21 protein-coding genes are annotated in these 21,968 nt (G+C 71.3%); 5 read left to right on the top strand and 16 right to left on the bottom strand.

Translation table 11 applies throughout. The features are described from left to right. Position 1 precedes the first annotated feature (1 nt). On the bottom strand, positions 2-1,201 hold the full coding sequence (locus ACFYWS_RS22470; protein ID WP_389279813.1) for a glycoside hydrolase family 10 protein: 1,200 nt from the start codon (positions 1,199-1,201) through the stop codon (positions 2-4). A 186-nt stretch (positions 1,202-1,387) separates the two neighbouring features. Between ACFYWS_RS22470 and ACFYWS_RS22475 the strand changes: the two genes are divergently transcribed. Beyond that, a complete protein-coding gene (locus ACFYWS_RS22475) occupies positions 1,388-2,248 on the top strand; it encodes a 3-hydroxybutyryl-CoA dehydrogenase (protein ID WP_389279338.1) in 861 nt (286 codons plus the stop codon). 184 nt (positions 2,249-2,432) lie between these two features. Then, complete coding sequence (locus ACFYWS_RS22480; RefSeq protein WP_389279340.1) at positions 2,433-2,690, top strand: hypothetical protein; 258 nt, start codon at positions 2,433-2,435, stop codon at positions 2,688-2,690. A gap of 13 nt (positions 2,691-2,703) precedes the next feature. On the opposite strand, the gene ACFYWS_RS22485 is transcribed toward ACFYWS_RS22480, so the two are convergent. The 10 genes from ACFYWS_RS22485 to infC form a co-directional block, all read right to left on the bottom strand. Beyond that, entirely contained in the window at positions 2,704-3,234 is a 531-nt protein-coding gene (locus tag ACFYWS_RS22485) for an NUDIX hydrolase (RefSeq protein WP_327664226.1), read from the bottom strand. 72 nt (positions 3,235-3,306) lie between these two features. Next, positions 3,307-4,647: a transcriptional regulator gene (locus tag ACFYWS_RS22490; RefSeq protein ID WP_389279341.1), complete on the bottom strand. Its 1,341-nt coding sequence runs from the start codon at positions 4,645-4,647 to the stop codon at positions 3,307-3,309. A 315-nt stretch (positions 4,648-4,962) separates the two neighbouring features. Next, entirely contained in the window at positions 4,963-6,018 is a 1,056-nt protein-coding gene (locus tag ACFYWS_RS22495) for a PP2C family protein-serine/threonine phosphatase (protein WP_389279343.1), read from the bottom strand. Positions 6,019-6,206: 188 nt separating this feature from the next. Then, complete coding sequence (gene pheT, locus ACFYWS_RS22500; protein WP_389279345.1) at positions 6,207-8,708, bottom strand: phenylalanine--tRNA ligase subunit beta; 2,502 nt, start codon at positions 8,706-8,708, stop codon at positions 6,207-6,209. After that, positions 8,708-9,838 (bottom strand): phenylalanine--tRNA ligase subunit alpha, encoded by a 1,131-nt coding sequence (pheS, locus tag ACFYWS_RS22505; protein WP_389279347.1) that lies wholly within the window; start codon positions 9,836-9,838, stop codon positions 8,708-8,710. Before pheS ends, pheT begins: the two co-directional genes overlap by 1 nt. A gap of 316 nt (positions 9,839-10,154) precedes the next feature. Continuing rightward, positions 10,155-11,270: an ATP-binding protein gene (locus tag ACFYWS_RS22510; RefSeq protein WP_389279349.1), complete on the bottom strand. Its 1,116-nt coding sequence runs from the start codon at positions 11,268-11,270 to the stop codon at positions 10,155-10,157. 46 nt (positions 11,271-11,316) lie between these two features. Further along, complete coding sequence (locus ACFYWS_RS22515; protein ID WP_389279351.1) at positions 11,317-12,159, bottom strand: TrmH family RNA methyltransferase; 843 nt, start codon at positions 12,157-12,159, stop codon at positions 11,317-11,319. A gap of 164 nt (positions 12,160-12,323) precedes the next feature. After that, positions 12,324-12,707: a 50S ribosomal protein L20 gene (gene rplT, locus ACFYWS_RS22520; RefSeq protein ID WP_326014662.1), complete on the bottom strand. Its 384-nt coding sequence runs from the start codon at positions 12,705-12,707 to the stop codon at positions 12,324-12,326. 99 nt (positions 12,708-12,806) lie between these two features. Beyond that, on the bottom strand, positions 12,807-13,001 hold the full coding sequence (gene rpmI / locus ACFYWS_RS22525) for a 50S ribosomal protein L35 (RefSeq protein WP_266721587.1): 195 nt from the start codon (positions 12,999-13,001) through the stop codon (positions 12,807-12,809). 122 nt (positions 13,002-13,123) lie between these two features. Next, on the bottom strand, positions 13,124-13,819 hold the full coding sequence (gene infC, locus ACFYWS_RS22530; RefSeq protein ID WP_389279354.1) for a translation initiation factor IF-3: 696 nt from the start codon (positions 13,817-13,819) through the stop codon (positions 13,124-13,126). Between the two features lie 348 nt (positions 13,820-14,167). Between infC and ACFYWS_RS22535 the strand changes: the two genes are divergently transcribed. Next, positions 14,168-14,539: a DUF1844 domain-containing protein gene (locus ACFYWS_RS22535; RefSeq protein WP_389279356.1), complete on the top strand. Its 372-nt coding sequence runs from the start codon at positions 14,168-14,170 to the stop codon at positions 14,537-14,539. Between the two features lie 61 nt (positions 14,540-14,600). Here the strand turns inward: ACFYWS_RS22535 and ACFYWS_RS22540 are convergent, their stop codons facing one another. Beyond that, positions 14,601-15,332, bottom strand: coding sequence for an SseB family protein (locus tag ACFYWS_RS22540; protein WP_389279358.1), 732 nt, complete (start codon positions 15,330-15,332; stop codon positions 14,601-14,603). Positions 15,333-15,403: 71 nt separating this feature from the next. On the opposite strand from ACFYWS_RS22540, the gene ACFYWS_RS22545 reads away from it, so the two are divergent. Next, complete coding sequence (locus ACFYWS_RS22545; protein WP_389279360.1) at positions 15,404-16,141, top strand: serine hydrolase; 738 nt, start codon at positions 15,404-15,406, stop codon at positions 16,139-16,141. Here the strand turns inward: ACFYWS_RS22545 and mycP are convergent. Together mycP and ACFYWS_RS22555 are read right to left on the bottom strand one after the other, a co-directional pair. Beyond that, on the bottom strand, positions 16,128-17,285 hold the full coding sequence (mycP, locus tag ACFYWS_RS22550; RefSeq protein ID WP_389279362.1) for a type VII secretion-associated serine protease mycosin: 1,158 nt from the start codon (positions 17,283-17,285) through the stop codon (positions 16,128-16,130). The genes ACFYWS_RS22545 and mycP overlap by 14 nt on opposite strands. 2 nt (positions 17,286-17,287) lie before the next feature. Next, a complete protein-coding gene (locus ACFYWS_RS22555; protein ID WP_389279364.1) occupies positions 17,288-18,148 on the bottom strand; it encodes a hypothetical protein in 861 nt (286 codons plus the stop codon). A gap of 484 nt (positions 18,149-18,632) precedes the next feature. Between ACFYWS_RS22555 and ACFYWS_RS22560 the strand changes: the two genes are divergently transcribed. Next, positions 18,633-19,835 (top strand): amino acid deaminase/aldolase, encoded by a 1,203-nt coding sequence (locus ACFYWS_RS22560; protein ID WP_389279365.1) that lies wholly within the window; start codon positions 18,633-18,635, stop codon positions 19,833-19,835. Between the two features lie 22 nt (positions 19,836-19,857). On the opposite strand, the gene ACFYWS_RS22565 is transcribed toward ACFYWS_RS22560, so the two are convergent. Both ACFYWS_RS22565 and ACFYWS_RS22570 read right to left on the bottom strand, forming a co-directional pair. Beyond that, positions 19,858-21,141 carry a haloacid dehalogenase-like hydrolase gene (locus tag ACFYWS_RS22565; RefSeq protein WP_389279367.1) on the bottom strand — a complete coding sequence of 428 codons (1,284 nt, stop codon included), beginning with the start codon at positions 21,139-21,141 and terminating at the stop codon, positions 19,858-19,860. A gap of 43 nt (positions 21,142-21,184) precedes the next feature. Then, positions 21,185-21,967 (bottom strand): 3-oxoacyl-ACP reductase, encoded by a 783-nt coding sequence (locus ACFYWS_RS22570; protein ID WP_389279369.1) that lies wholly within the window; start codon positions 21,965-21,967, stop codon positions 21,185-21,187. Position 21,968: the final 1 nt, after the last annotated feature.

Below are 21,968 nucleotides of genomic sequence, written 5' to 3' on the forward strand. Positions count from 1 at the left end.
GTCAGCTGTAGTGGTCCGCCACCGCGCGGGCCATCGCGCCGTTCCTGTCCTGCCCGACCTCCTTGGCCGAGAAGAAGACGTGCCCGCGCACCTCCGGGAAGCGGCCCGCGAACGTGAGGTGCCGGGACAGCTCGGCCGGGTCCTGCCAGGCGGCGGGCTGCGCCGGATCGCCGGCCTTGTAGAGCGCCTCGCCTACGTAGAGGCGCACGCCCGTACCCCGCGCGACCTCGGCCCACCACGGCACGAGCTTCGCGTAGTCGGCCGCCGCGAACCCGATGTTCCAGTACACCTGCGGCACCACGTAGTCGATCCACCGCTCGCGCACCCACTTACGGGTGTCCGCGTGCAGGTCGTCGTACGTCTGCACACCGGCCGTGGTGTCGGAGCCCAGCCGGTCGGTCGCCTTGTTGCGCCACACCCCGAAGGGGCTGATGCCGAACCGGGTACGCGGCCTGGTCTTCTTGATGCGCGCCGCCATCTCCCGGATCAGCCGGTCGATGTTGTCGCGCCGCCAGGCCGCCCGGTCGGGGAAGCCACCGCCGTACGTGGCGTAGGCCGCGTCGTCGTCGAAGGTCTGTCCCGCGACGGGATACGGGTAGAAGTAGTCGTCGAAGTGCACGGCGTCGACGGGGTACTTCTCGACCGCGTCCAGCATCGCGTCCGTGACGAAACGGCGGACCTCCGGCAGTCCGGGGTTGTAGTAGAGCTTGCCGCCGTAGGTGACCACCCAGTCGGGGTGCAGCCGCGCGGGATGGGTGGGGATCAGGCGGCCCGGGTCCGTGTGGTTGGCGATCCGGTACGGATTGCACCAGGCGTGCAGCTCCAGGCCGCGCGCGTGCGCCTCGGCGACCGCCGTGCCCAGCGGGTCCCAGCCGGGGTCCTGCCCCTGCGTTCCCGTGAGGACGGCGGACCACGGCTCGTGAGCGGAGGGCCACAGGGCGTCCGCGGTCGGCCGGATCTGGAAGATCACGGTGTTGAGCCGGCGGCGAACGGCTGTGTCCAGGTGCGCGATCAGTTCGGCGCGCTGCTCGGCGGCGCTCAGGCCCGCCCGCGAGGGCCAGTCCCGGTTGGCCACGGTGGCCAGCCACATGCCCCGCAGCTCCCGCCGTACCGGCACCGAGGCGGCGGCGTCCGCCGCCGTCAGCGCGGTCAGTGCGAGGGCCGCCCCGAGAGTGAAACCGCGCCGCGAAATACGTGAGATACGTCCCATAGGTTCCCCCCAACCTCGTGTGACACGGTGGGGCCCGCATGAACAGGCGTTAACCCGGGCTCCACCCCACTCATGTCTACGGGGTAACGTGCGGGTCCGGAAGCCCCCGGCGAGACACCGTGCCCCGGCATCGATGATCCCCGGACGAAGAGCGAAAGGCACGAGGTGACGGACCCCTTGAGTGACATCCAACGCGTCGGCGTGGTGGGTTGCGGCCAGATGGGCGCCGGAATCGCGGAGGTCTGCGCCCGTGCGGGACTCGACGTGATGGTGGCCGAGACCACCGGCGAGGCCCTGGAGTACGGGCGCACGCGGCTGCTCAGCTCCCTCTCGAAGGCGGCCTCACGCGGCAAGATCACCGAGGAGGAGCTGGCCGAGACGCAGGAGCGTCTCACCTTCACCACGGACCTCGGTGAGTTCTCCGACCGTGACCTCGTCATCGAGGCGGTCGTCGAGAACGAGCAGGTGAAGACGGAGATCTTCCAGGTCCTCGACCAGGTCGTGACCCGGGCCGACGCGATCCTCGCGTCGAACACCTCCTCCATCCCGCTGGTGAAGCTGGCCGTGGCGACGTCCCGCCCGGACCACGTGGTCGGCATCCACTTCTTCAACCCGGCACCGGTGCAGAAGCTCGTCGAGCTGATCCCGGCGCTCACCACCTCCGAGGGCACGATCAGCCGCGCCCAGGTCATGGTGGAGAAGATCCTCGGCAAGCACGCCATCCGCGCCCAGGACCGCTCGGGCTTCGTGGTGAACGCGCTGCTCGTGCCGTACCTGCTCTCCTCCGTCCGGATGTTCGAGTCGGGCATCGCGAGCCGCGAGGACATCGACAACGGCATGGAGCTCGGCTGCGCCCACCCGATGGGCCCGCTCAAGCTCGCCGACCTGATCGGCCTCGACACCATCGTCTCCATCGCGGACTCGATGTACGACGAGTACAAGGAGCCGCTGTACGCCGCTCCCCCGCTGCTGCAGCGGATGGTCGACGCGGGCCGGCTCGGCCGCAAGAGCGGTTCGGGCTTCTACACCTACGCCTGAGCACGCAGCGTAATCCCCGAGTGGGCCCGGTGTTCTTCGGAGCACCGGGCCCATCGCGTTCGCACGGGGTGCGCGCCACAGACCCGCATATGCCGTCCGCACACGCTCCCGCCGCGCCCACCAGCCGAGTTGACTTCCGGTGCGTACATCAAGTGATGTCACGCCTACGGAAAGGAGCGCACTCGTGACCACCGACCCGGAGAATCCCGTGGTCCCCGAAGAACTCGCAGAGTTACGACGGGTCTTCGAGGTCCAACTGGCCCGCATCGACGGTCAACTGGCGCTGCACACGCACCGCGACGACCAGACCGTCAAGGATCAGGACGACCTCAGCACCCGGCTCAGCTCTCTCGAGAACACCCGCTGGCCGTTGCCCACGGTGGCCGCCCTGACCTCGGTCGGAGCGCTGGTCATCGCGGTGTGGCAGGCCCTCGGACACTAGCCCCCGAAGGGCGCTAGCCGAGGTTTTGGTGGTGCAGGAGAAGTAGTGCGGCCGCCATGTTGGCGGCCGGGACCTCTCCGCGAGCGATCATGTCGGGGACGAGTTTGAGCGGGACCCATTCCCTGCGGTCCGACTCGAAATCGTCCTGGGGGTGGCCGATGTACGTTCCCTCGTCGGTCCAGTAGATGTGGTGCCGGGCGTCCGTGAGGCCGTTGGACGGTTCGACGCTCATCAGGTGCCGCAGCGGTCCCGGCCGCCAGCCGGTCTCCTCCTCCAATTCCCTTGCCGCCGCGTACGCGATGTCCTCCCCGTCCTCGACGACACCCGCGGCGAGTTCCCAGCCCCAGCTGTCGGTGATGAAGCGGTGCCGCCACAGCAGGAGCACTTCATGCGCCTCGTTGACGATCGTGGCGACGGCCACGGCGCGCAGCCGTATCACGAAGTGGTCGAGGTGCCGGCCGTCCGGCAGAGCGACGTCTGCCAGGTTGACGCTGAACCATCGGTTTGCATACACAGTTTGTTCGTTCTGTTTCGTCCACTGCACGGTTCTGCCACCTTCCGCCGAGTTGATGGCAATATCGCAGCAGTGGCGTTCGCGGTCTCCCCGCGTAATGGCTCAGAGCGGCACGCGCAGCGCTCCGTCGATGAGTTCGGCGGCCTCGGCCGTACCCGCGCAACCGCTGCGTACGAGGTGTTCGCGCACCGCCCGGAGTCTGTCGCGCAGCCGCTGCGACTCCATGCCCCGAGCGGTCTCGGCCATTTCCACGGCGGTGGCCACGGCCTGTTCCGCGTTCCCCTGTCTGAGCTGGATCTGGCTGAGCACGGCGAGCCGGTGCACACGCCCCCGATCGTGCGCAGGGGTGTGCACCGCCTCCTGCGCGTGCTCCTTCGCGGCCGCGTAGTCCCCGAGACTCAACAGGGCCTCCGCCACCTGTACGTTGACGAATCCCGGCTGCACGTAACCCGTCTCGTCCGGCTCGTGCCCGCGCCGGATGCGATCGGCGGCGGACTCGGCACGCCGGATGCACTCCAGGGCGCTCGTGCCGTCGCCGAGGTGCGCGTACGCCTTCGCCTGCATCGCGTACAGATCCGAGGCGAGCGCGGGCGAGATATGCCGCCCGGCGGCCCGCAGCGCGGCCTCCGCGAAGGCGACCGCCTGCCGGTGATCGCGCATGTGCAGCGACTGGTTGACGAGCAGCGCGATGACGTACGCCCCGAGTCCCCTGTCCGCGCTGGCCTTCGCGAGCCGCAGCGCCTGGTGGAAGTAGCGCTGCGCGAGCCCGTGCGCGTCGGAGTCGTAGGCGCAGATGCCCGCGATGGCCACCAACCCACCCGTGGCGCGGTGCAGTTGGCGTCCGGTGTCGTCGGTGTAGCTGCCGCGCAGGAGCGGCGCCGCCTCCGTGTTGAGGAAGCCGACGATGCGGCTGCGCGTCGCTATGCCGCCCGCCTTGCGGTACATCTGCTCGTAGTGGGCGCGGGCCGAGCGCATCATCTCCAGGTCGGCGACGCTGACCGGATGGCGGCCGCCGCGCGACACGTCGTTGTCCTCGGGCGGGTTCTCCCACTCCCACACCGGCATCACGGCCGGGGTGCCGGTGACGGCGGGCGCGTCCAGGATGTGCCGGCGCTGCTGCTGGTCGGAGCGCCACAGAGCGGTGGCCCGCTCCACGAAGCCGGACAGCGTGGTCACATGCGCGGCGGCGGGCTCGCAGGAGACGCCGAGGCCGATGTCGTCGAGGATGACGTGCCGCTGCAACCGCGCCGCCAGCACCTCGCAGATCAGGTCGGGCACCTGGCCGCGCGGCCGCTGGCCCTTCAGCCAGCGGGCGACCGCCGTGTGTTCGTAGCGGAGGGCGAGGCCGCGCGCTTTGCCCATCTGGTTCACATGGGCCGCGAGTCCCGCGTGGGAGATCCCGGCCTCGTCGAGAATCGCGTCGAGCAAGGTGTTGGGCTGCATCGAGAGCCTCCGTTGCCCTTCATTGGCCCGGTGCCGTCAGCCTAGTGGAGCCGCCTTCACACGGGGTGTGATCGGAATGCCCAAGTCCGTGACGTGTGCGCGCTGTTGTGGCTGGTTGGTACCCGCTTGACTGAACTGCCTCGCAAGAGGCCGGCCGGGCCGTCGGCTCCCCCTCGTACAGCGCGACGGCCCGAATCCCGCGTCGTCCGCCCGCTCGCCTGCCCGACCCACTCCGCGACGGGCGGACGACGCGGCCCCCGGCCTCGTACGGTCGTGAAGAACGGCCGTGAAGAACGGTCGTGAACGGCCGGGTTCTCAGAGCACTTTGTGGGGGGTGCGCACGTCGGGCCCGGTGTGCTGGGCGGGCACCCTGCTCCGGTCGTTGCGCAGCACGAGCAGCGCGGCGTCGTCGCCGAGCCGTCCGCCGACGTGGCACAGGAGCCGGCTGTAGACGGCGTGGATGACGGCCTGCGGAGTGATGGGGCCGCGGCGCACCGCCCCGTCGAGTGTGGAGCGCAGTGCGAAGAACCGGCCGTGGCGGTCTCGGGCGTCCTCGACGCCGTCGGTGTGCAGGAGGAGCCCCTCGCCGGGCCGGACCCGCCCGCAGCACACGGGCGGCAGCTCGGCGGGCAGCGGGAACGGGCCGAGCGGCGGCATCGGATCGCCGCCGCTCATCGGCTCCACGCAGCGCACGGCGCCGGGACGCAGCAGATACGGCCACGGGTGACCGCAGTTGAGGGCGTGCACCGCGCCGTCCCCCCGGATCTCCAGGAGCAGCACCGTCACGAACTCCTCCGCGACCGGGTGCCCGTCCCCGGCGCACTGGCGCAGGTAGCGGGCGTGTGCGCGCTCCAACCGGCGCAGCAGCGGCCCGAGTTCCTCCTCGTCGTGCGCGGCCTCGCGAAAGCTGCCGAGGACGGCGCCGACGGTGCCGAGCGCGGCGATCCCGTGCCCTCGTACGTCGCCCATGACCACGCGGACGCCGTGGTCGGTGGCGACGACGTCGTACAGGTCGCCGCCGACGCTGGCGGCGCGGTCGGCGGAGAGCTGTCCCGCCGCGAGTGCGAGACCGTCGAGCCGGGGCGGCAGCGGGCGCAGCACCGCGGACTGCGCGGCGTCCGCGACGGCCCGCGTCTCACTCAACTCCCGCATCAGGGTGTGGCGTACGCGCAATATCAGCCCGGTGCCGACGGCGAAGAACACGGCGCTGGTCGCGATCCGCGCACCCGTCCCGTCCAGCTGCGCGAGCGGGCAGACGAACTTGTACGTCATGGCGACCGCACCCCACATGGTCGGCAGGCCCAGCATCAACGTGCGCCTGACGCGCCGGGGTTCGAGTCCGGTGGGCGCCTTGGTCTTGATACGGATCATGCCGACGGCCCCCTCGGCCCACTACAGCGCGCGCTCGCCGGTCGGCCCGGCGGCCGCAATGATTCTGTCGATCGCCTGCCCGTTCGGGACCGGATCATGGAGAATCCCCACTCGAACGAGTGAGGGGTGCACCCGGTCTCCCGGATGCACCCCTCATGTGCGCCTGCGTGCGCTGTTACGTTGCGCTGTTACGCGCCGCGCAGCACCGCGCCCGTGCGCTCGGCGGCGAGCGCCACCGCGGCGTCGCGCGCGGCTGACGCCTCGTCGGCCTTCAGCGTGCGGTCGCCGGCCCGGAAGCACAGCGCGTAGGCGAGCGACTTCTTGTCCTCGCCGAGCTGCTCCGCGTTCTCGTACACGTCGAACAGGCGGATGGACTCCAGGAGTTCACCGGCGCCCTCGCGCAGTGCCTGCTCGACCTCGGCGGCCGGGACCGTCTTGCCGACGATCAGCGCGACGTCCTGCGTGGCGACGGGGAACGTGGAGATCCGCGGCGCCTCCAGCGGACCGGTGCCGGCCCGCTCCAGGACGTCGAGGTCCAGCTCCATCGCGCAGGTGCGCTCGGGCAGGCTCAGCGCCTTGACGACGCGCGGGTGCAGCTCACCGGCGTGGCCGATCAGCTGGTCGCCCACGTACAGGGCGGCGCAGCGGCCGGGGTGCCACGGCTCGTGCCGGTCGGCGCGGACCGTGAGCTCCGCGTGTGCCTCGCGGGCGAGGATGCGCGCGGCCTCGACGGCGTCGGCCCAGTCGGCCGGGCGGCCCTTGCCCCACCAGCCGGCCTGCTCGCGGGCGCCCGCGAGGACGACGGCGGCACGGCGCGGCTGCGCGGGCAGCGCGGCGTCCAGACCGGCGATCTCCTCGTCGGTCGGGCGGCGGTCGACGGGGAGGCGGACCGGGGCGATCTCCTCGCCGGTCGGCCGGAACACCAGGCCGGTCTCGAAGAGCGCCAGGTCGTGGCTGCCGCGGCCGTCGTTGCGGCGCAGCGCGTTCAGCAGGCCCGGCAGCAGCGTCGTACGGAGCGCGGGCTCCTCGTCGTTGAGCGGGTTGATCAGCTTGACGACCTTGCGGCGGGCGTCGTCGGCCTCCAGGCCGAGCTGGTCGAAGACGCCCTCGCCCAGGAACGGGTAGTTGAGCGCCTCGACGTACCCGGCACCGGCCAGGGCGCGGCCGACGCGGCGGTGCAGGCGCTGCCGCGCGGTCAGGCCACGGCCCGCGGGGGGCTTGGGCAGCGTGGAGGGCAGGTTCTCGTAGCCCTCCAGGCGGATGACCTCTTCGGCGAGGTCGTTCGGGTCCACGAGGTCGGGGCGCCAGGACGGCACGGTGACCGTCAGGACGTCCTGGCCGTACGCGTCGCAGCCGACCGCCTGGAGGCGGCGCACCACGGTCTCGCGGCCGTACGCCACGCCCGCCACCTTGTCCGGGTGGTCGGCCGGGACGGTGATGGTGTGCGGCCCGGACGGGGCGACGACCTCGGTGACACCGGGGCCTGCCTTGCCGCCCGCGAGCAGCCCGAGCAGGTCGACGGCGCGCTGGGCGGCGGCCGACGCGGCCTGCGGGTCGACGCCGCGCTCGAAGCGCTTGGACGCCTCGGAGGACAGCTTGTGGCGGCGCGCGGTGCGGGCGATGGAGACGGCGTCGAAGTGCGCGGCCTCGATGACGACGTCGGTGGTACCGGCGCTCTCCTCGTGGTCGGCGATCTCCGTGTTGGCGCCGCCCATCACGCCGGCGAGGCCGATGGGGCCTCGGTCGTCGGTGATGACCAGGTCCTCGGCGTCGAGCGTGCGCTTGGCGCCGTCGAGGGTGGTGAGCCGCTCGCCCTGCTCGGCGCGGCGGACGCCGATCGCGCCCTGGACCAGGGTGCGGTCGTAGGCGTGCAGCGGCTGGCCGAGCTCCATCATCACGTAGTTCGTGACGTCGACGGCGAGCGAGATCGGGCGCATGCCGACCTTCTGCAGGCGGCGCTGCAGCCAGATCGGCGAGCGGGCCTCGGGGGCCAGGCCGCCGACCGTGCGCGCGGTGAAGCGGTCGCAGCCGAGGCGGTCGGTGATCTGCACCGGGTAGCCGTCGGCGTTCGGCGTCGGCACGTCGAGGAGGGCCGGGTCGCGCAGCGGCAGACCGTAGGCGATGGCGGCCTCGCGGGCGACGCCGCGGATGGACAGGCAGTCGCCGCGGTTGGCGGTGACGGCGATGTCGAGGACCTCGTCGACCAGTTCGAGCAGCTCGATGGCGTCGGTGCCGACCTCGTGCTCCGGCGGCAGCACGATGATGCCGCCGCTGCCGTCGTCGCCCATGCCCAGCTCGTCGCCGGAGCAGATCATGCCGTGCGAGGTCCTGCCGTACGTCTTGCGCGCGGCGATCGCGAAGTCGCCGGGCAGCACGGCGCCCGGCAGGACCACGACGACCTTGTCGCCGACGGCGAAGTTCCGGGCGCCGCAGACGATCTCCTGCGGCTCACCGGTGCCGTTGGCCTGCCCGACGTTGACGGTGCAGAAGCGGATCGGCTTCTTGAAGCCCTCCAGCTCCTCGATGGTCAGCACCTGACCGACGACGAGGGGGCCCTTGAGGCCTGCGCCGAGCTGCTCTACGGTCTCGACCTCAAGGCCGGCGGAGACGAGCTTGGCCTGCACGTCGCGGCCGGTCTCGGAGGCGGGGAGATCGACGTACTCCCGCAGCCAGGAAAGCGGGATACGCATCAGATCTCCATCCCGAACGGCCGGGTGAAACGGACGTCACCCTCGACCATGTCTCGCATGTCTTCGACGTTGTGGCGGAACATCAGCATCCGTTCGATGCCGAACCCGAAGGCGAATCCGCTGTACTTCTCGGGGTCCACACCGCAGGCGACGAGCACCTTCGGGTTGACCATGCCGCAGCCGCCCAGCTCGATCCAGCCCTCGGAGGAGCAGGTGCGGCAGGGGCGGTCGGCGTTGCCGACGGACTCGCCGCGGCACACGTAGCAGACCATGTCCATCTCGGCGGACGGCTCGGTGAACGGGAAGAAGTTCGGGCGCAGCCGCGTCTTCATACCCTGTCCGAACAGCGCCTGGACCATGTGGTCGAGGGTGCCCTTGAGGTCCGCCATGGTCAGGCCCTCGTCGATGGCGAGCAGCTCGACCTGGTTGAAGACGGGGGTGTGCGTGGCGTCCAGCTCGTCGGAGCGGTACACGCGGCCGGGGCAGATCACGTAGACCGGGGGCTCGCGGTCGAGCATCGAACGGATCTGCACGGGCGAGGTGTGCGTACGCAGCACCAGACCGGCCTCGTCCTCACCCTGCGCCTCCTTGGCGCCCTGGACGAAGAAGGTGTCCTGGGTGCCGCGGGCGGGGTGGTCGGGGCCGATGTTGAGCGCGTCGAAGTTGAACCACTCGGCCTCGATCTCCGGGCCCTCGGCGACCTCGTAGCCCATGGCCACGAAGACGTCCTCGATGCGCTCGGAGAGCGTGGTCAGCGGGTGCCGGGCGCCGGCCTGCGCACGGTCGTGGGGCAGCGTGACGTCCACGGCCTCCTCGACCAGGACGCGTGCGTCGCGCTCGGCCTCCAGCTCGGCCTGGCGGGCGGCGAGGCCCCGGCCGACGGTTGCGCGGGCCTGCCCGACGAGCTTTCCTGCCGCGGCCTTGGCCTGCGGCGGCAGCGCGCCGATCTCGCGGTTGGCGAGCGCGAGCGGCGAGGTGCCGCCGGTGTGCGCGGTCTTGGCCTCCTGAAGCGCCTCGAGCGAGTCCGCGGCGGCGAAGGCGGCGAGCGCCTCTCCCTGGACGCGCTCGATCTCTTCCGGTTTCAGTGCCTCGACCTCGACAGGGTCGTACGACTTGTTCGGTGCCGACATCTCTTCCCGTGCTTCCGATTGGCGTGGCTGAGGGTCCCGCAGACGCGTTCGACGGCCGTCGAGTGGCTGGGACGCAAACGTGCCAAAGGACGAGTCTAGACGAGTAGATCCGCGCTCCCGTCGTCCGCCCGAAGGGCGGGACCGGATCGGCCTGGCGCGTGCGATCGCAAGGCGGAGGAGGGAGTCGATGCGGAGCATCGTCGAGTGACGACAACGCCGCGAGCGTGCGTGCCGGGCCGATCCGGTCAGGCGGGAGCGCGGATCTACTCGTCTGGCGGGGGTGAGGTGTACGAATGCGCCCGTGGGGCCTTGGTACTCAGCTGGTGAGATACGCCGGCGTCGCCACGGGCAACGTAAATCGGAACTCGGCGCCGCCGCCGGAGGCCCGGCCGACGGTGATCGAACCGCCGTGCGCTTCCACGATGCCCTTGACGATGTAGAGCCCGAGGCCCGTCCCGCCGCGCTTGCTGCCCCGCCAGAAGCGGGTGAAGACGCGGTTCATGGACTCCTCCGGGATGCCTGGGCCCTCGTCGCTCACGGTGACCGACGTGCCGGTGGGCCGGGTCGGCTCGACATCAATGGTGACGGTTCCCTCGCCGTGGCGCACCGCGTTTTCCAGCAGGTTGCTCAGCACCTGGTCGACCTTGTCCGGATCGGCCCACGGGTCGGGCAGCGGATGCTTGACGCGCAGCAGGAACCGCTCGGCCGACTGGCCCGCGGCGACGTGCGCCTGGATGTGCCGGGAGACGGCCGCCGCGACGTCGACGGGCTGGCGCCGCAGTTCGAGCCGGCCGGAGTCGATGCGGGAGATGTCGAGCAGCTCGGCGATGAGCCGCGTGACGCGGTTGGCGTCGGCGTCGACGGTCTCCAGCATCAGCCGCTTCTGCTCGTCGGTGAACCGCTCCCACTTGGCGAGCAGCGTCGCGGTGAAGCCCTTGACCGAGGTCAGCGGGGAGCGCAGCTCGTGGGCGACGGTGGCGATCAGCTCGGCGTGGCTGCGTTCGGTGCGCTGCCGGGCCTCGGTGTCCCGGAGCGACACGACGACGCGGCGCACGGGCCCTTTCGGCCGGACGCGTACGTAACGCGCGGTGACCAGGACCTCCCGGCCGCCCGGCAGCAGCAGGTTCCGCTCGGGTTGCCGGACCTTCGTGGCGAGCCCGCCGTACGGATCGGTGAGCTGCCACCAGCGGCGGCCTTCGAGGTCCTCCAACGGAAGGACGCGCTCCAGCGGCGCGTCGAGCGCGGTGTCCGCGCGGACCGCGGTGATGCGCTCCGCCGCGGCGTTGAAGCAGATGACGCGGCCGCGCTCGTCCGCGACGACGAGGCCGTCGGGCAGGTCGTCGGGGTGCACGCCGAGCGCCGCGAGTCCGTCCGGACCGGACGCGTCGGATCCGGTCAGGTCGCGCGAGCCGCTGCCGTTGACGACGCTCATCTCCCGCGCTCCCCCTCCCGGCGGTCGATCCGGAGGAGTCACCCTACTAGCCGGGAGTGACGGAGCGGCACCCTCCGGGGGCACGCTGCGCACGCGCGGAGGCGTACAGGCAAACGGCGGCGGCCGTCGCGAGGTTGAGGCTCTCGGCCTTGCCGTGGATGGGCACGCGCACGACGGCGTCGGCGAGTGCACGGGTCTCCTCCGGCAGGCCCCAGGCCTCGTTGCCGAACACCCAGGCGGTCGCGGCGCCCATGGTCCCCTGGTCCAGCTCGTCGTCGAGGTCGTCCTCGCCCGCTCCGTCGGCGGCGAGGATCCGAACGCCCGCCTCCTTGAGCCCGGCGACGGCCTCCTCGACGGGTACGCCCACGGCGACGGGCAGGTGGAACAGCGAACCGACGGAAGCCCGCACGGCCTTCGGGTTGTACAGATCCACGGAGGCGTCGGTCAGCACGACGGCCTCGGCGCCCGCGGCGTCGGCGCACCGGAGCACGGTCCCGGCGTTCCCGGGGTCACGTACGTGGGCGAGGACGGCGACGAGCTTGGGCCGCGCGGCGAGGATCTCCTCGAACGGTGTGTCCAGGAACCGGCACACTCCGACGAGGCCCTGCGGGGTGACCGTGGTGGAGATGTCGCCGATGACGTCCTCTTCGGCGAGGTGCACCCGGGCGCCCGCGTCCCTGGCCTCCCCGACGATGTCGGCGTAGCGCTCGGCGGCGTCGACGGTCGCGAACATCTCGACGAGCCCGCCGTGCGCGGCTGCCTCCCGCACGGCCTGCGGCCCCTCGGCGAGGAACAGCCGCTCCTTCCCCCGGAAGTTCCGCTTGGCCAGCCGCCGCGCGGCGACCACGCGGGGCGACTTGGAAGAGATCAACTCGGGCGTTGCGACCATGCGCCTAACTTTCCGGTGTCATTTGAGCCCCTGCGGCGATTGAGCAGCGGGGTCCGGGGCAGAGCCCCGCGCGGTGCGGCATGCGGTGACGGGGCCCGAACAACGTGGGACCCGCAAGCCACACGGCTTGCGGGTCCCACGTCACATACGGCTCAGCGGAGCGTTCACGCAGCCTTGGGCGCGTTCACGTCGGCCGGAAGCGCCTTCTGCGCGACCTCGACGAGGGCGGCGAACGCGTTGATGTCGTTCACGGCCAGCTCGGCCAGGATCTTGCGGTCCACCTCGATGTTGGCGGCCTTCAGACCCTGGATGAGGCGGTTGTACGTCATGCCGTTCTGGCGGGCAGCGGCGTTGATGCGCTGGATCCACAGCTGACGGAAGTCGCCCTTGCGCTTCTTGCGGTCGTTGTAGTTGTAGACGAGGGAGTGGGTGACCTGCTCCTTCGCCTTGCGGTACAGGCGCGAACGCTGACCGCGGTAGCCGCTGGCCTGCTCGAGGATCGCCCGACGCTTCTTGTGCGCGTTCACCGCGCGCTTGACGCGTGCCACTGTTAACTCCTTGTAGCGGGGCCGGGGTTGTTGTCACCCGGCCCGAATTCGAATGGGTCCCGGTCTAGCTGACGTACAGGGCGTGCAGACGCCCGTACATCACTTGCCGAGAAGCTTCTTGATCTTCGCGGCGTCGCCCGGGGCCATCTCGGCGTTGCCGGTGAGGCGACGCGTCACGCGGGACGACTTGTGCTCGAGCAGGTGGCGCTTGCCGGCGCGCTCACGCATCACCTTGCCGGAGCCGGTGATCTTGAAGCGCTTGCTGGCACCGCTGTGCGACTTGTTCTTCGGCATGGCGCCGTTCTCTCCTCGTCAGTGGCGCTCCCGGCCGGTCCGTGCGTGGCGCGAACCGGCCGTGATGGAACGTCAGTTGTGTCAGTTGGTATCCGTGACGCACGGGCTGTGCGCCGCACGGATCATGCCTCGGCCGGAGCCTCGGCGGGGGTCTCCGCGGATGCCTCGACGACGTCCTCGTCGACCTGGTCCTCGGCAAGGTTCTGCGACTTGCCGGGGTTGGCCTTCGCGTCGGCCTTACGGGCGGCCTGCGCCTCGCGGGCCTCGGCCATCGCCTCGGTCTTCTTCTTGTGCGGACCGAGAACCATGATCATGTTTCGGCCGTCCTGCTTCGGGTTCGACTCGATGAACCCGAGGTCCTGGACGTCGTTCGCGAGACGCTGCAGAAGCCGGAAGCCGAGCTCCGGACGGGACTGCTCGCGACCACGGAACATGATCGTGATCTTGACCTTGTCGCCCTGCTTGAGGAACCGGACGACGTGACCCTTCTTGGTGTCATAGTCGTGCGGGTCGATCTTCGGCCGGAGCTTCATCTCCTTGATGACCGTGTGCGCCTGGTTCTTGCGCGCCTCACGGGCCTTCATGGCCGACTCGTACTTGAACTTCCCGTAGTCCATGAGCTTGCATACGGGCGGGCGGGCGTTCGCCGCCACCTCGACCAGGTCGAGGTCGTACTCCTGAGCAAGCTCAAGGGCCTTGGCAAGCGGAACAATCCCGACCTGCTCGCCGCTTGGACCGACAAGTCGCACTTCGGGAACGCGAATCCGGTCGTTGATGCGGGGCTCGGCGCTGATGGATCCTCCTCGGTAGCACCACACGACGGCCTGGCGGACCGCCGCGTACGTTTTGACGTAAGTACCAACCGCGCCGAAACACAGAAAATGCCCCGGACGGTACACAGGCGGGGCTCCAAGAAATACCGGAGCACCACCACGGTGAACCGCGGGGCGCAACATCGGACGATTCCGTCGTCCGTACGGAACGACGGGGACCGTCTGACCGGTGACCCACCGCCCTGGACGGGCGGTCAGGTGGGAGATCGGAGCCTCCACTTGTGGGCCGGTCACTTCATCCGCGAGGGCGTGGTGTCCGGCCGGTCGTTACACAAGGTTAGCAGGACTTGGGGGGTGCGCCCAATCGGGTGCGCGCGACATATCGTGGGGCCCATGAGTGACGCGACCCCAGCAACCGACAACCCCGGCACCCCTGACTACGACGCGCTGACCCGCGACATCGCCGAGGTGCCCGCCGTAGAAGTCATCGTGACGGTCGCGGTGAACCTGATGAGCGCCGCCGCGGTGAAGCTCGGCCTCACCGATGAGGGCGACGCCCACAAGGACCTCGACGAGGCACGGAAGCTGATCCACGCCCTGGCGGGCCTGCTCGACGGCAGTGCGACGGAGATCAGCTCCTTCCACGCCGCTCCCTTGAAGGACGGCCTGAAGTCGCTGCAGCTCGCGTTCCGCGAGGCCTCGGTCGTGCCCGACGAGCCGGGCAAGGGCCCCGGCGAGAAGTACACGGGCGCCGTGTACGGCTGAGCGACAAAGGGCTCACCAAAAGAGCTCATCAAAGGGCTACGTACTTCGTACGTAGCCAAAGTCACTGACGTACGTAGAGGGGCTCGCCCGGCGGCGTCGCCTCGGTCGGCAGGAGTGCCAGGTCGAGGCCGCGCACCAGGCGGGCCCTCAGTGTTTCATCGGCGGCGATGCGGGTGGCGAGGGCCCGGGCCGTGGCCTGGACGTCGGCGCCCGCGTCGAGGACCAGGGCCAGCGTGCCGTCCGACTGGCCGGGTCCCAGGTAGGCGCGGGCCACGGACGGCTCGGCGGCGACCGCCGCGCGCGCCGCTTCCCTGACGGCCGGGTCGGCGAGCGGATCGGCGTCGGTGCGGCCCTCCGCGAGGGCGTACAGGGCCGGGCCCGTCAGCTCGTACGGGACGGGGCCCGCGATGTCGAGGACGACGGTGTCGGCCTTCTCGTGGGCGGCGGCCTGGAGCGCCTGGTGCAGCGGGACGGCGACCGGGCGGGCCTCGGGGTCCCAGAGGGCGAGCGACGCGGTCGAGGTGAAGGCCGGGAGCGCCTTGCGGCCGGCGGCCTTCAGCGTCGGGACCGCCATGTCCGACGTCTTCTCGCGGCGCAGGCCGTTCTCGTCCTCCTCGACCTCGCCGAGCACGGCGACCACGGGGACGAGCAGCCGGGTGTCCTTGAGTGCCGCGAGGACCGGGCCGTGGGCCGTGCGGTCCTTCGACCACGCGGCCAGGGCCTCGGTCAGGTGCGGGTCCGCCGTACCGTCGTCGTCGGAGAAGCCGGGGTCGGGAATGTTCTTGTTCGCCACGTTCACCGAGCCTACCGAGCGGCCGGGGGCGGTTCCTCGGCGGACCCTGGGTCGGAAAAGGGAGGTCATACGTGGCCGTGCGCAGGGACGCCGAGCTGGCCGGGGCCGTGCAGGCGGCCACTCAGGGGCACGGCGGCGAGGTGTCCGTCGCCGTGCTGAACGAGGCCGACGGGACGAGCGCGTCGTACGCCTCGGGGGGCGGGACGTACGACACCGCGAGCATCGTCAAGGTCGACATGCTCGCCGCGCTGCTGCTGCGGGCGCAGGACGAGGGGCGGACGCCGACCGCGCGGGAGCGGGCGTACGCCACCGCGATGATCGAGAGCAGCGACAACGACGCGACGACCGCGCTGTGGAACCAGCTGGGCCGGGCCGAAGGCCTCGACGCGGCGAACGAGCGGCTCGGGCTCACCCGGACCAGCGGTGGCGACGGGCCGCTGTGGGGGCTCACACAGACCACAGCGGCCGATCAACTCGCCCTCCTCAAGCAGGTGTTCGGGGTCGGCGACGACGCTCTCGCCCTGAGCGGGGAGTCGCGGACGTATGTCCAGGGGCTCATGCGGAACGTGGTGAGCGATCAGGCGTGGGGCGTGTCGGCGGCCGGGGACGGCGGCGCGGCACTGAAGAACGGGTGGCTGCCGCGCAGCACCACGGGGCTCTGGGTCGTCAACAGCGTCGGGCAGGTCACCGTCGACGGGCGGCGGTACCTGGTGGCCGTCGTCTCCAACGGGAGCGTCACCAAGGCCGCGGGCGTCGCTCTCGTCGAGGACGTGGCGAAGGCCGCCGCGGGGGTGGTCAGCGGCGCGTGAGGCGGTGGCCGCGCCACAGATAGCCGGCCGTGCCGAGCAGCAGCACTCCGATGGTGCCCGCGAGCATCCCCGCCCAGGTGGCGAGGGAGCCGCCGGAGTCGTCGTCGGGGCCCGGGCCGAAGTACTTCTCGCCGTACGCGGCCGAGGTCAGGCGCTGTGGCTTCAGCTTCGCGCCCGCGGTGATCGCGGCGGCCGGGTCGACGAGGCCGAAGCCCCGGGAGTCGTCGCGGCCGCCGGAGGGCGGGTCCTCGGCCGTGTCCTCCATGAGCTTCTTGATCTGCGCGGGGCTCAGGCCTGGATGCGCGCCGCGGACCAGGGCGACTGCGCCGGACACGAACGCGGAGGCGGCGCTGGTCCCCCACGCCGAGTAGTACTTGCGGTCGGGGTCGGCCGTGACGATGCCGCGGCCGGGCGCGGCGACGGAGGCGTACCAGCGGCGGGTGGAGAACGAGGCGCGGGTGCCGGTGGCGTCGACGGCCGTGGCGGTGATGACGCCGGGGTACGCGGCCGGGTAGGAGGCGCGGTCGCCCTGCTCGCCGCCGTTGCCCGCGGAGGCGACGACGGTGACGCCCTTCTTCAGCGCGTACTGGACGGCCGCGTCCTCGCTCGCCTCGGGGTGGGCGGTGTTCGAGTCGTCGCCGAGGGACAGGTTGATGACGTCGGCGCCGTTGTCGGTGGCCCAGCGGATGCCGTCGGCGAGGGCGTTGCCGCGGGTCTCGCGGGCCTTCGCGCGGGACGGGTCGCCGTCCTCCAGGATCACCCGGACCGGGAGGATCTTCGCCTGCGGGGCCACGCCCATGACGCCGTCGCGTTCGTCCTTGCCGTGCCCGTGGCCCGCGATGATGCCGGCGATGGCGGTGCCGTGCCGGGCCCAGGGGCGGTCGCCGCGCTCGGCGCCGAAGCCGATGAGGTCCTTGCCGGGCAGCACGCTGCCCTTGAGGTCCGGGTGCTCGTCGTCGACGCCGGTGTCCAGGACGGCGACGGTGACGCCCTTGCCGCGCGTCGTCTTCCAGGCCTCGTCGGTGTGCAGCGCGGTGAGGCCCCACTGCTGGGAGCGGACCGAGTCGGCGTGGGCGGCTGTGGAGGGGAGCAGCGCGAGGAGTGCCGCGGCGCCCATCGCGGCGATCATGTGCTGGCGGTTCATGCCTACTGCTCCGTGTCCCGGTCGGCGGCCTTCTTGACCGTCTTGCGCAGGTCGCGTTCGATCCGGTCGGCGACGCCCTGAGCGTCGTGGCCGAGTCCCGCCTGCGCGGGGGCGCTGGTGGCGCCGGGTTTCATGGCGTCGGCGGCGGGTTGCGGCTCGCTGACGGTGCGGCCGTCGGCGAAGCCGGAGACCGCGTAGACGACGACGGGGGCGTCGGTGAGGATGTTGATCGCCCAGGACGCGCGCTGGTGGTCGCCGAAGCCGGCGGCGAGGGTGCCCTTGGCGGCGTAGGGCCGGGGCATGAGGTCGTCGCGCCGGTCCAGGCCCTGCTCCATGAAGCGGGAGCGCAGCGCCTGTGTGGCCTCCGCGTCGGCCTTGGTGAACATCAGGCCGACCGTGGTGACGCCGCTCTGTGTGGCGTCGGTGTACGTGGCGCGCAGCAGGCGCAGACAGCCGGCCGAGCGCAGCGCCTTGTGCAGCAGCGGGTCGAAGGCATCCGCGCAGGTCGTGTCGGGGGCGACCGCTATCCGCGTCCAGGTGCGGTCGGCCCGGCCGGGGCCCGCGCCCTCGCCCTTGAGGGTGCGCGGGAACAGCTGGTCGACGGGGACACCGTGCCAGAGCTGGCCCGCCTCGCGGTACGCGGTCTGTACGGACGGCGGGCCGCTGTTGTCGCCGGTGAGCAGGGAGCCCGTCGTGGCGCCGCCGATCAGGCCGAGGCCGAGCACGAGGCAGGCCGCGACGGCCGCGGTCCGCGGTGTGAGGCGGGTGCCGACGGGGCGCAGGAGCGTGGTGCTGTCGTCGTAGTGCTCCGGGCGGGCGAACCGTACGAAGGGCCTGCCGGCGGTTTCCGGGTGGGGGGTCATGTCGACCGCGCCTATGGGGCGGCGGGAGGGCTGTGGTGGGACGGGGGGCATGGGCGGGACCGGGGGTGCGGTCGCGGGGCTCTGCTGCTCAAACGCCGCAGGGGCTGGATTTTGCCCATCCGGGGCGGGGGGTACTGGGCGCAACCGGGTGGTGGACTCGGCCGGAACCTCCGGCGGAAGCGGGGCACCCGTCGACGCGGCTGGTGGCGCGTCCGGGAGCCGGGTCGACGGGGCCGGGGGCGGTGGGGGTATGGAGGGCAACGGTGGGGCCGTGGGGGGAAGTTCGGTGGGCTGGGGCGGGCCGGCAGGGCGCGGCGGAACGCGTCGGGCTTCCGTACTCATGCCTCCCCCGTCTTCTCAAGCCAACGTGGGCGTCACTCTAACGGGCCCGACCAGGTCAACGCGTACTCCGCACACGGGATCGACCGATCCATCACCATCCGTCCCCCTACCCTGCGGTAATCCTGTCTGGCAGGCTTCGCCCATGACACCGCGCGCCGCCGATCGGGCCCGGTACGACCGGGCCACCGCTCATCTCGACGCCCCTCTGGCCATCGTGGACCTGGACGCGTTCGACGCCAACGCCGACGACCTGGTGCGCCGGGCCGCCGGAAAGCCGATCCGCGTCGCCAGCAAGTCCGTGCGCTGCCGCGCCCTGTTGGAACGGGTGCTCGCGAGGCCGGGCTTCGCCGGGATCATGTCGTTCACCCTCGCCGAGTCGCTGTGGCTCGCGCGCTCCGGGTTCGACGACGTGCTCCTCGCCTACCCCTCCGCCGACCGCTCCGGCTTCGCGGAGCTGGCGCACGACCCGAAGCTGGCGGCGGCCGTGACCGTGATGGTCGACGATCCGGCCCAGTTGCGGCTGATCGAGGGCGCTCGGGACGGGGGCCGCGAGGAGATCCGGGTCTGCGTGGAGCTGGACACCTCGTGGCGCACGCTCGGCGGCCGGGTCCGGGTCGGCGCGCTCAGGTCACCCCTGCGTACGCCCTCCCAACTCGCGGACCTGGCCCGCGTCGTGACCCGCCGCCCCGGCTTCCGGCTGGCGGGGATCATGGCGTACGAGGGGCATGTCGCGGGCGTCGGGGACTCGCTCGCCGGGCGGCCGGTGCGTTCGCGGGCGATCCGGCTCATGCAGGCCGCGGCGCGCAAGGAGCTGGCGGTGCGGCGGGCGGAAGTGGTGCGCGCGGTGCGGTCCGTGGCGCCTGACCTGGAGTTCGTGAACGGGGGCGGCACGGGGAGCGTGCAGCACACGGCGGCGGAGGCGGCCGTGACCGAGATCGCGGCGGGCTCGGGGCTCTACGTCCCGCGGCTGTTCGACAACTACACGTCGTTCACCGGGCGTCCGGCCGCGCTGTTCGCGCAGCCGGTGGTGCGCAGGCCGGGCGTGGGTGTCGTCACCGTGCTCGGCGGCGGCTATCCGGCCTCGGGCGCCGCGGGCGCCGACCGGCTGCCGGTGCCGTATCTGCCGGAGGGGCTGCGCTACGACGCGCAGGAGGGCCCCGGCGAGGTGCAGACGCCGCTGCTCGGCTCGCCCGCCGACGATCTGCTCATCGGGGACAAGGTGTGGTTCCGGCACGCGAAGGCCGGGGAGCTGTGCGAGCGGTTCGAGTCGCTGCACCTGGTGTCGGGCGACCGGATCACGGAGTCGGTGCCGACGTACCGGGGTGAGGGCTACACGTTCCTGTAGCCCTCACCCATCGACGCAGGGCTCAGAAGATCGAGTCGACCTGGTCGGGGACGACCGAGCCGTCGTCCCTGAGCAGCGGCCCGAAGCCGCCCTCCGGCTTGTTGTGACCGGCCGTGGAGCACGGGTACGTGCCCGTCTTCCGCGGCAACGGCTCGATGAACATCGGGTTGGCGACCCAGCGTCCGTCGGCGTTGTCGTAGGCCCGGCACATGATCTCGGGCTTGTTGCGGTTGAGGACGAGGTGGGCGCCGGTCGCGTCGCCGACGAAGGTCACGTCGGTGTCGGCGTCACCGCCGCCGAGCGCGATGCGCTTGTCCCAGCGCTGCTTCTCCCAGGCCGACTTCCCCTTGATGTGGAAGATGTCCTGGTTGATCCAGCACCGCTTGCCGTCGATGTACGGGATGGCCTCGCCCTTGTTCACGCCGACGCCGCCGCAGCCCTCGTTGTACGTGGTGATGCGGCCCTCGCGGTCGAGGACCGAGCGGATGGCGATGGTGTGCCCCCGGTCGATGCCGACGCCCCGCGACCACACCTCGGTCACCGGCTCGGATCCGGCGGACACGATGTAGACGTCGAATCCGGCCCGCTGGAGCGTACGGATCAGGTCGCGCTGCTGCTCGTAATAGCGCACGTAGCCGGGGATGGTGTGCGTGCCCAGCTTCTGCTTGGAGCCGACGGGCGCGGCGAGCGCCTCGGTGCGGGCGGCGGCGGCGTACGACTCCAGTTCTGGGACGGTGTGGCCCGCGAACAGCTGCGGCACCCAGGCGTACTGGGGCACGGTGCGGCGGTGGTTCCACTCGCCCGCGAAGGCGGCGGCGCCGCTCATCGTCTCGCCGGACTCACGGATGTTGAAGATCTCGTCCGTGCAGTCGGTGTCGGTGGAGGTGGGCAGCGGTGCGCCCACGGGGACGTCCGTGCCGCAGGCGGTGGTGAGTGCCTTGTCGGCGTCGTCGGTCATCCACTTGCTGGTCTTCTTCCAGCTCGCGGGCCGCAGGATCTTGTCGTGCTTGAGCGACCAGGCGATGGCGGCGTCGGTGACGTCGTTCTTGGCGACGGTGTTGTCCCAGTCGAACGCGGCGACGGGACGCGGGCCCTTGTGTCCGCCGCAGATTCCCCGTTCGTCGATCATGCGCTGGAGCTTGGCCCGGTTCTGGCCGTACCAGGGCAGTTTCGTCGACAGCTGGGGGCACTTGGCGGCGGTGGGCCGTGCGGACGTGGCGGCGGCCGCGGGTGTGGCGAGGCCGGCGGCCGCCATGAGGGCGGCGGCCGCGACCGAGGTCCACGCGGCAACATGTCTGTTACGCATGTGAGTGGACCGTACACGCATGAGCCCTGCGGCCACAGAGTTCTCACACCGGTGTCACGTACGCGCCGGAAATGCCTCCGTCCACCAGGAAGTCGGTGGCGTTCACGAACGCCGCGTCGTCGCTGGCGAGGAAGGCGACGGCCGCCGCGATCTCCGTCGCCTCGGCGAACCGGCCGACCGGGATGTGCACGAGCCGGCGCGCCGCCCGCTCGGGGTCCTTGGCGAACAGCTCCTGGAGGAGCGGGGTGTTGACCGGTCCGGGGCAGAGCGCGTTCACGCGGATACCTTCGCGGGCGAACTGCACGCCCAGCTCGCGGGACATGGCGAGGACGCCGCCCTTGGACGCGGTGTAGGAGATCTGCGAGGTGGCGGCGCCCATCCGGGCCACGAACGACGCCGTGTTGATGATGGAGCCCCTGCCCTGGCGCCGCATGTACGGGATGGCCGCCTTGCAGCACAGGTACACGGAGGTCAGATTGACCTCCTGGACGCGCTTCCATGCCTCAAGGCCCGTGTCGAGGATCGAGTCGTCGTCGGGCGGCGAGATGCCCGCGTTGTTGAAGGCGATGTCGACGCTGCCGTAGGTGTCGTACGCGGTCTTGAACAGCGCCTCGACCTGCTCGGAGTCGGTGACGTCGACTTTCACGAAGGTCCCGCCGACGTCCTCGGCCGCCTTCTTGCCCGCGCTCTCGTCGATGTCGCCGCAGACGACGTGCGCGCCCTCGGAGGCGAGCCGGCGCGCGGTGGCGAGGCCGATGCCGCTGCCGGCGCCGGTGATGACGGCGGTGCGGCCGACGAGGCGGCGGCAGATGATGTCTTCGCTCATA

This window comes from Streptomyces sp. NPDC002795, from assembly GCF_042888725.1.
GTDB lineage: Bacteria > Actinomycetota > Actinomycetes > Streptomycetales > Streptomycetaceae > Streptomyces.

Excerpts from the sequence above, each read along its gene's own strand:
- mycP (WP_389279362.1), bottom strand. The coding sequence starts at position 17,285 with ATGAACCGCCAGCACATGATCGCCGCGATGGGCGCCGCGGCACTCCTC.
- pheT (WP_389279345.1), bottom strand. The coding sequence starts at position 8,708 with ATGCGTATCCCGCTTTCCTGGCTGCGGGAGTACGTCGATCTCCCCGCC.
- ACFYWS_RS22560 (WP_389279365.1), top strand. The coding sequence starts at position 18,633 with ATGACACCGCGCGCCGCCGATCGGGCCCGGTACGACCGGGCCACCGCT.
- ACFYWS_RS22535 (WP_389279356.1), top strand. The coding sequence starts at position 14,168 with ATGAGTGACGCGACCCCAGCAACCGACAACCCCGGCACCCCTGACTAC.
- rpmI (WP_266721587.1), bottom strand. The coding sequence starts at position 13,001 with ATGCCGAAGAACAAGTCGCACAGCGGTGCCAGCAAGCGCTTCAAGATC.
- ACFYWS_RS22510 (WP_389279349.1), bottom strand. The coding sequence starts at position 11,270 with ATGAGCGTCGTCAACGGCAGCGGCTCGCGCGACCTGACCGGATCCGAC.
- ACFYWS_RS22570 (WP_389279369.1), bottom strand. The coding sequence starts at position 21,967 with ATGAGCGAAGACATCATCTGCCGCCGCCTCGTCGGCCGCACCGCCGTC.
- ACFYWS_RS22555 (WP_389279364.1), bottom strand. The coding sequence starts at position 18,148 with ATGACCCCCCACCCGGAAACCGCCGGCAGGCCCTTCGTACGGTTCGCC.
- ACFYWS_RS22565 (WP_389279367.1), bottom strand. The coding sequence starts at position 21,141 with ATGCGTAACAGACATGTTGCCGCGTGGACCTCGGTCGCGGCCGCCGCC.
- ACFYWS_RS22490 (WP_389279341.1), bottom strand. The coding sequence starts at position 4,647 with ATGCAGCCCAACACCTTGCTCGACGCGATTCTCGACGAGGCCGGGATC.
- pheS (WP_389279347.1), bottom strand. The coding sequence starts at position 9,838 with ATGTCGGCACCGAACAAGTCGTACGACCCTGTCGAGGTCGAGGCACTG.
- ACFYWS_RS22495 (WP_389279343.1), bottom strand. The coding sequence starts at position 6,018 with ATGATCCGTATCAAGACCAAGGCGCCCACCGGACTCGAACCCCGGCGC.
- ACFYWS_RS22515 (WP_389279351.1), bottom strand. The coding sequence starts at position 12,159 with ATGGTCGCAACGCCCGAGTTGATCTCTTCCAAGTCGCCCCGCGTGGTC.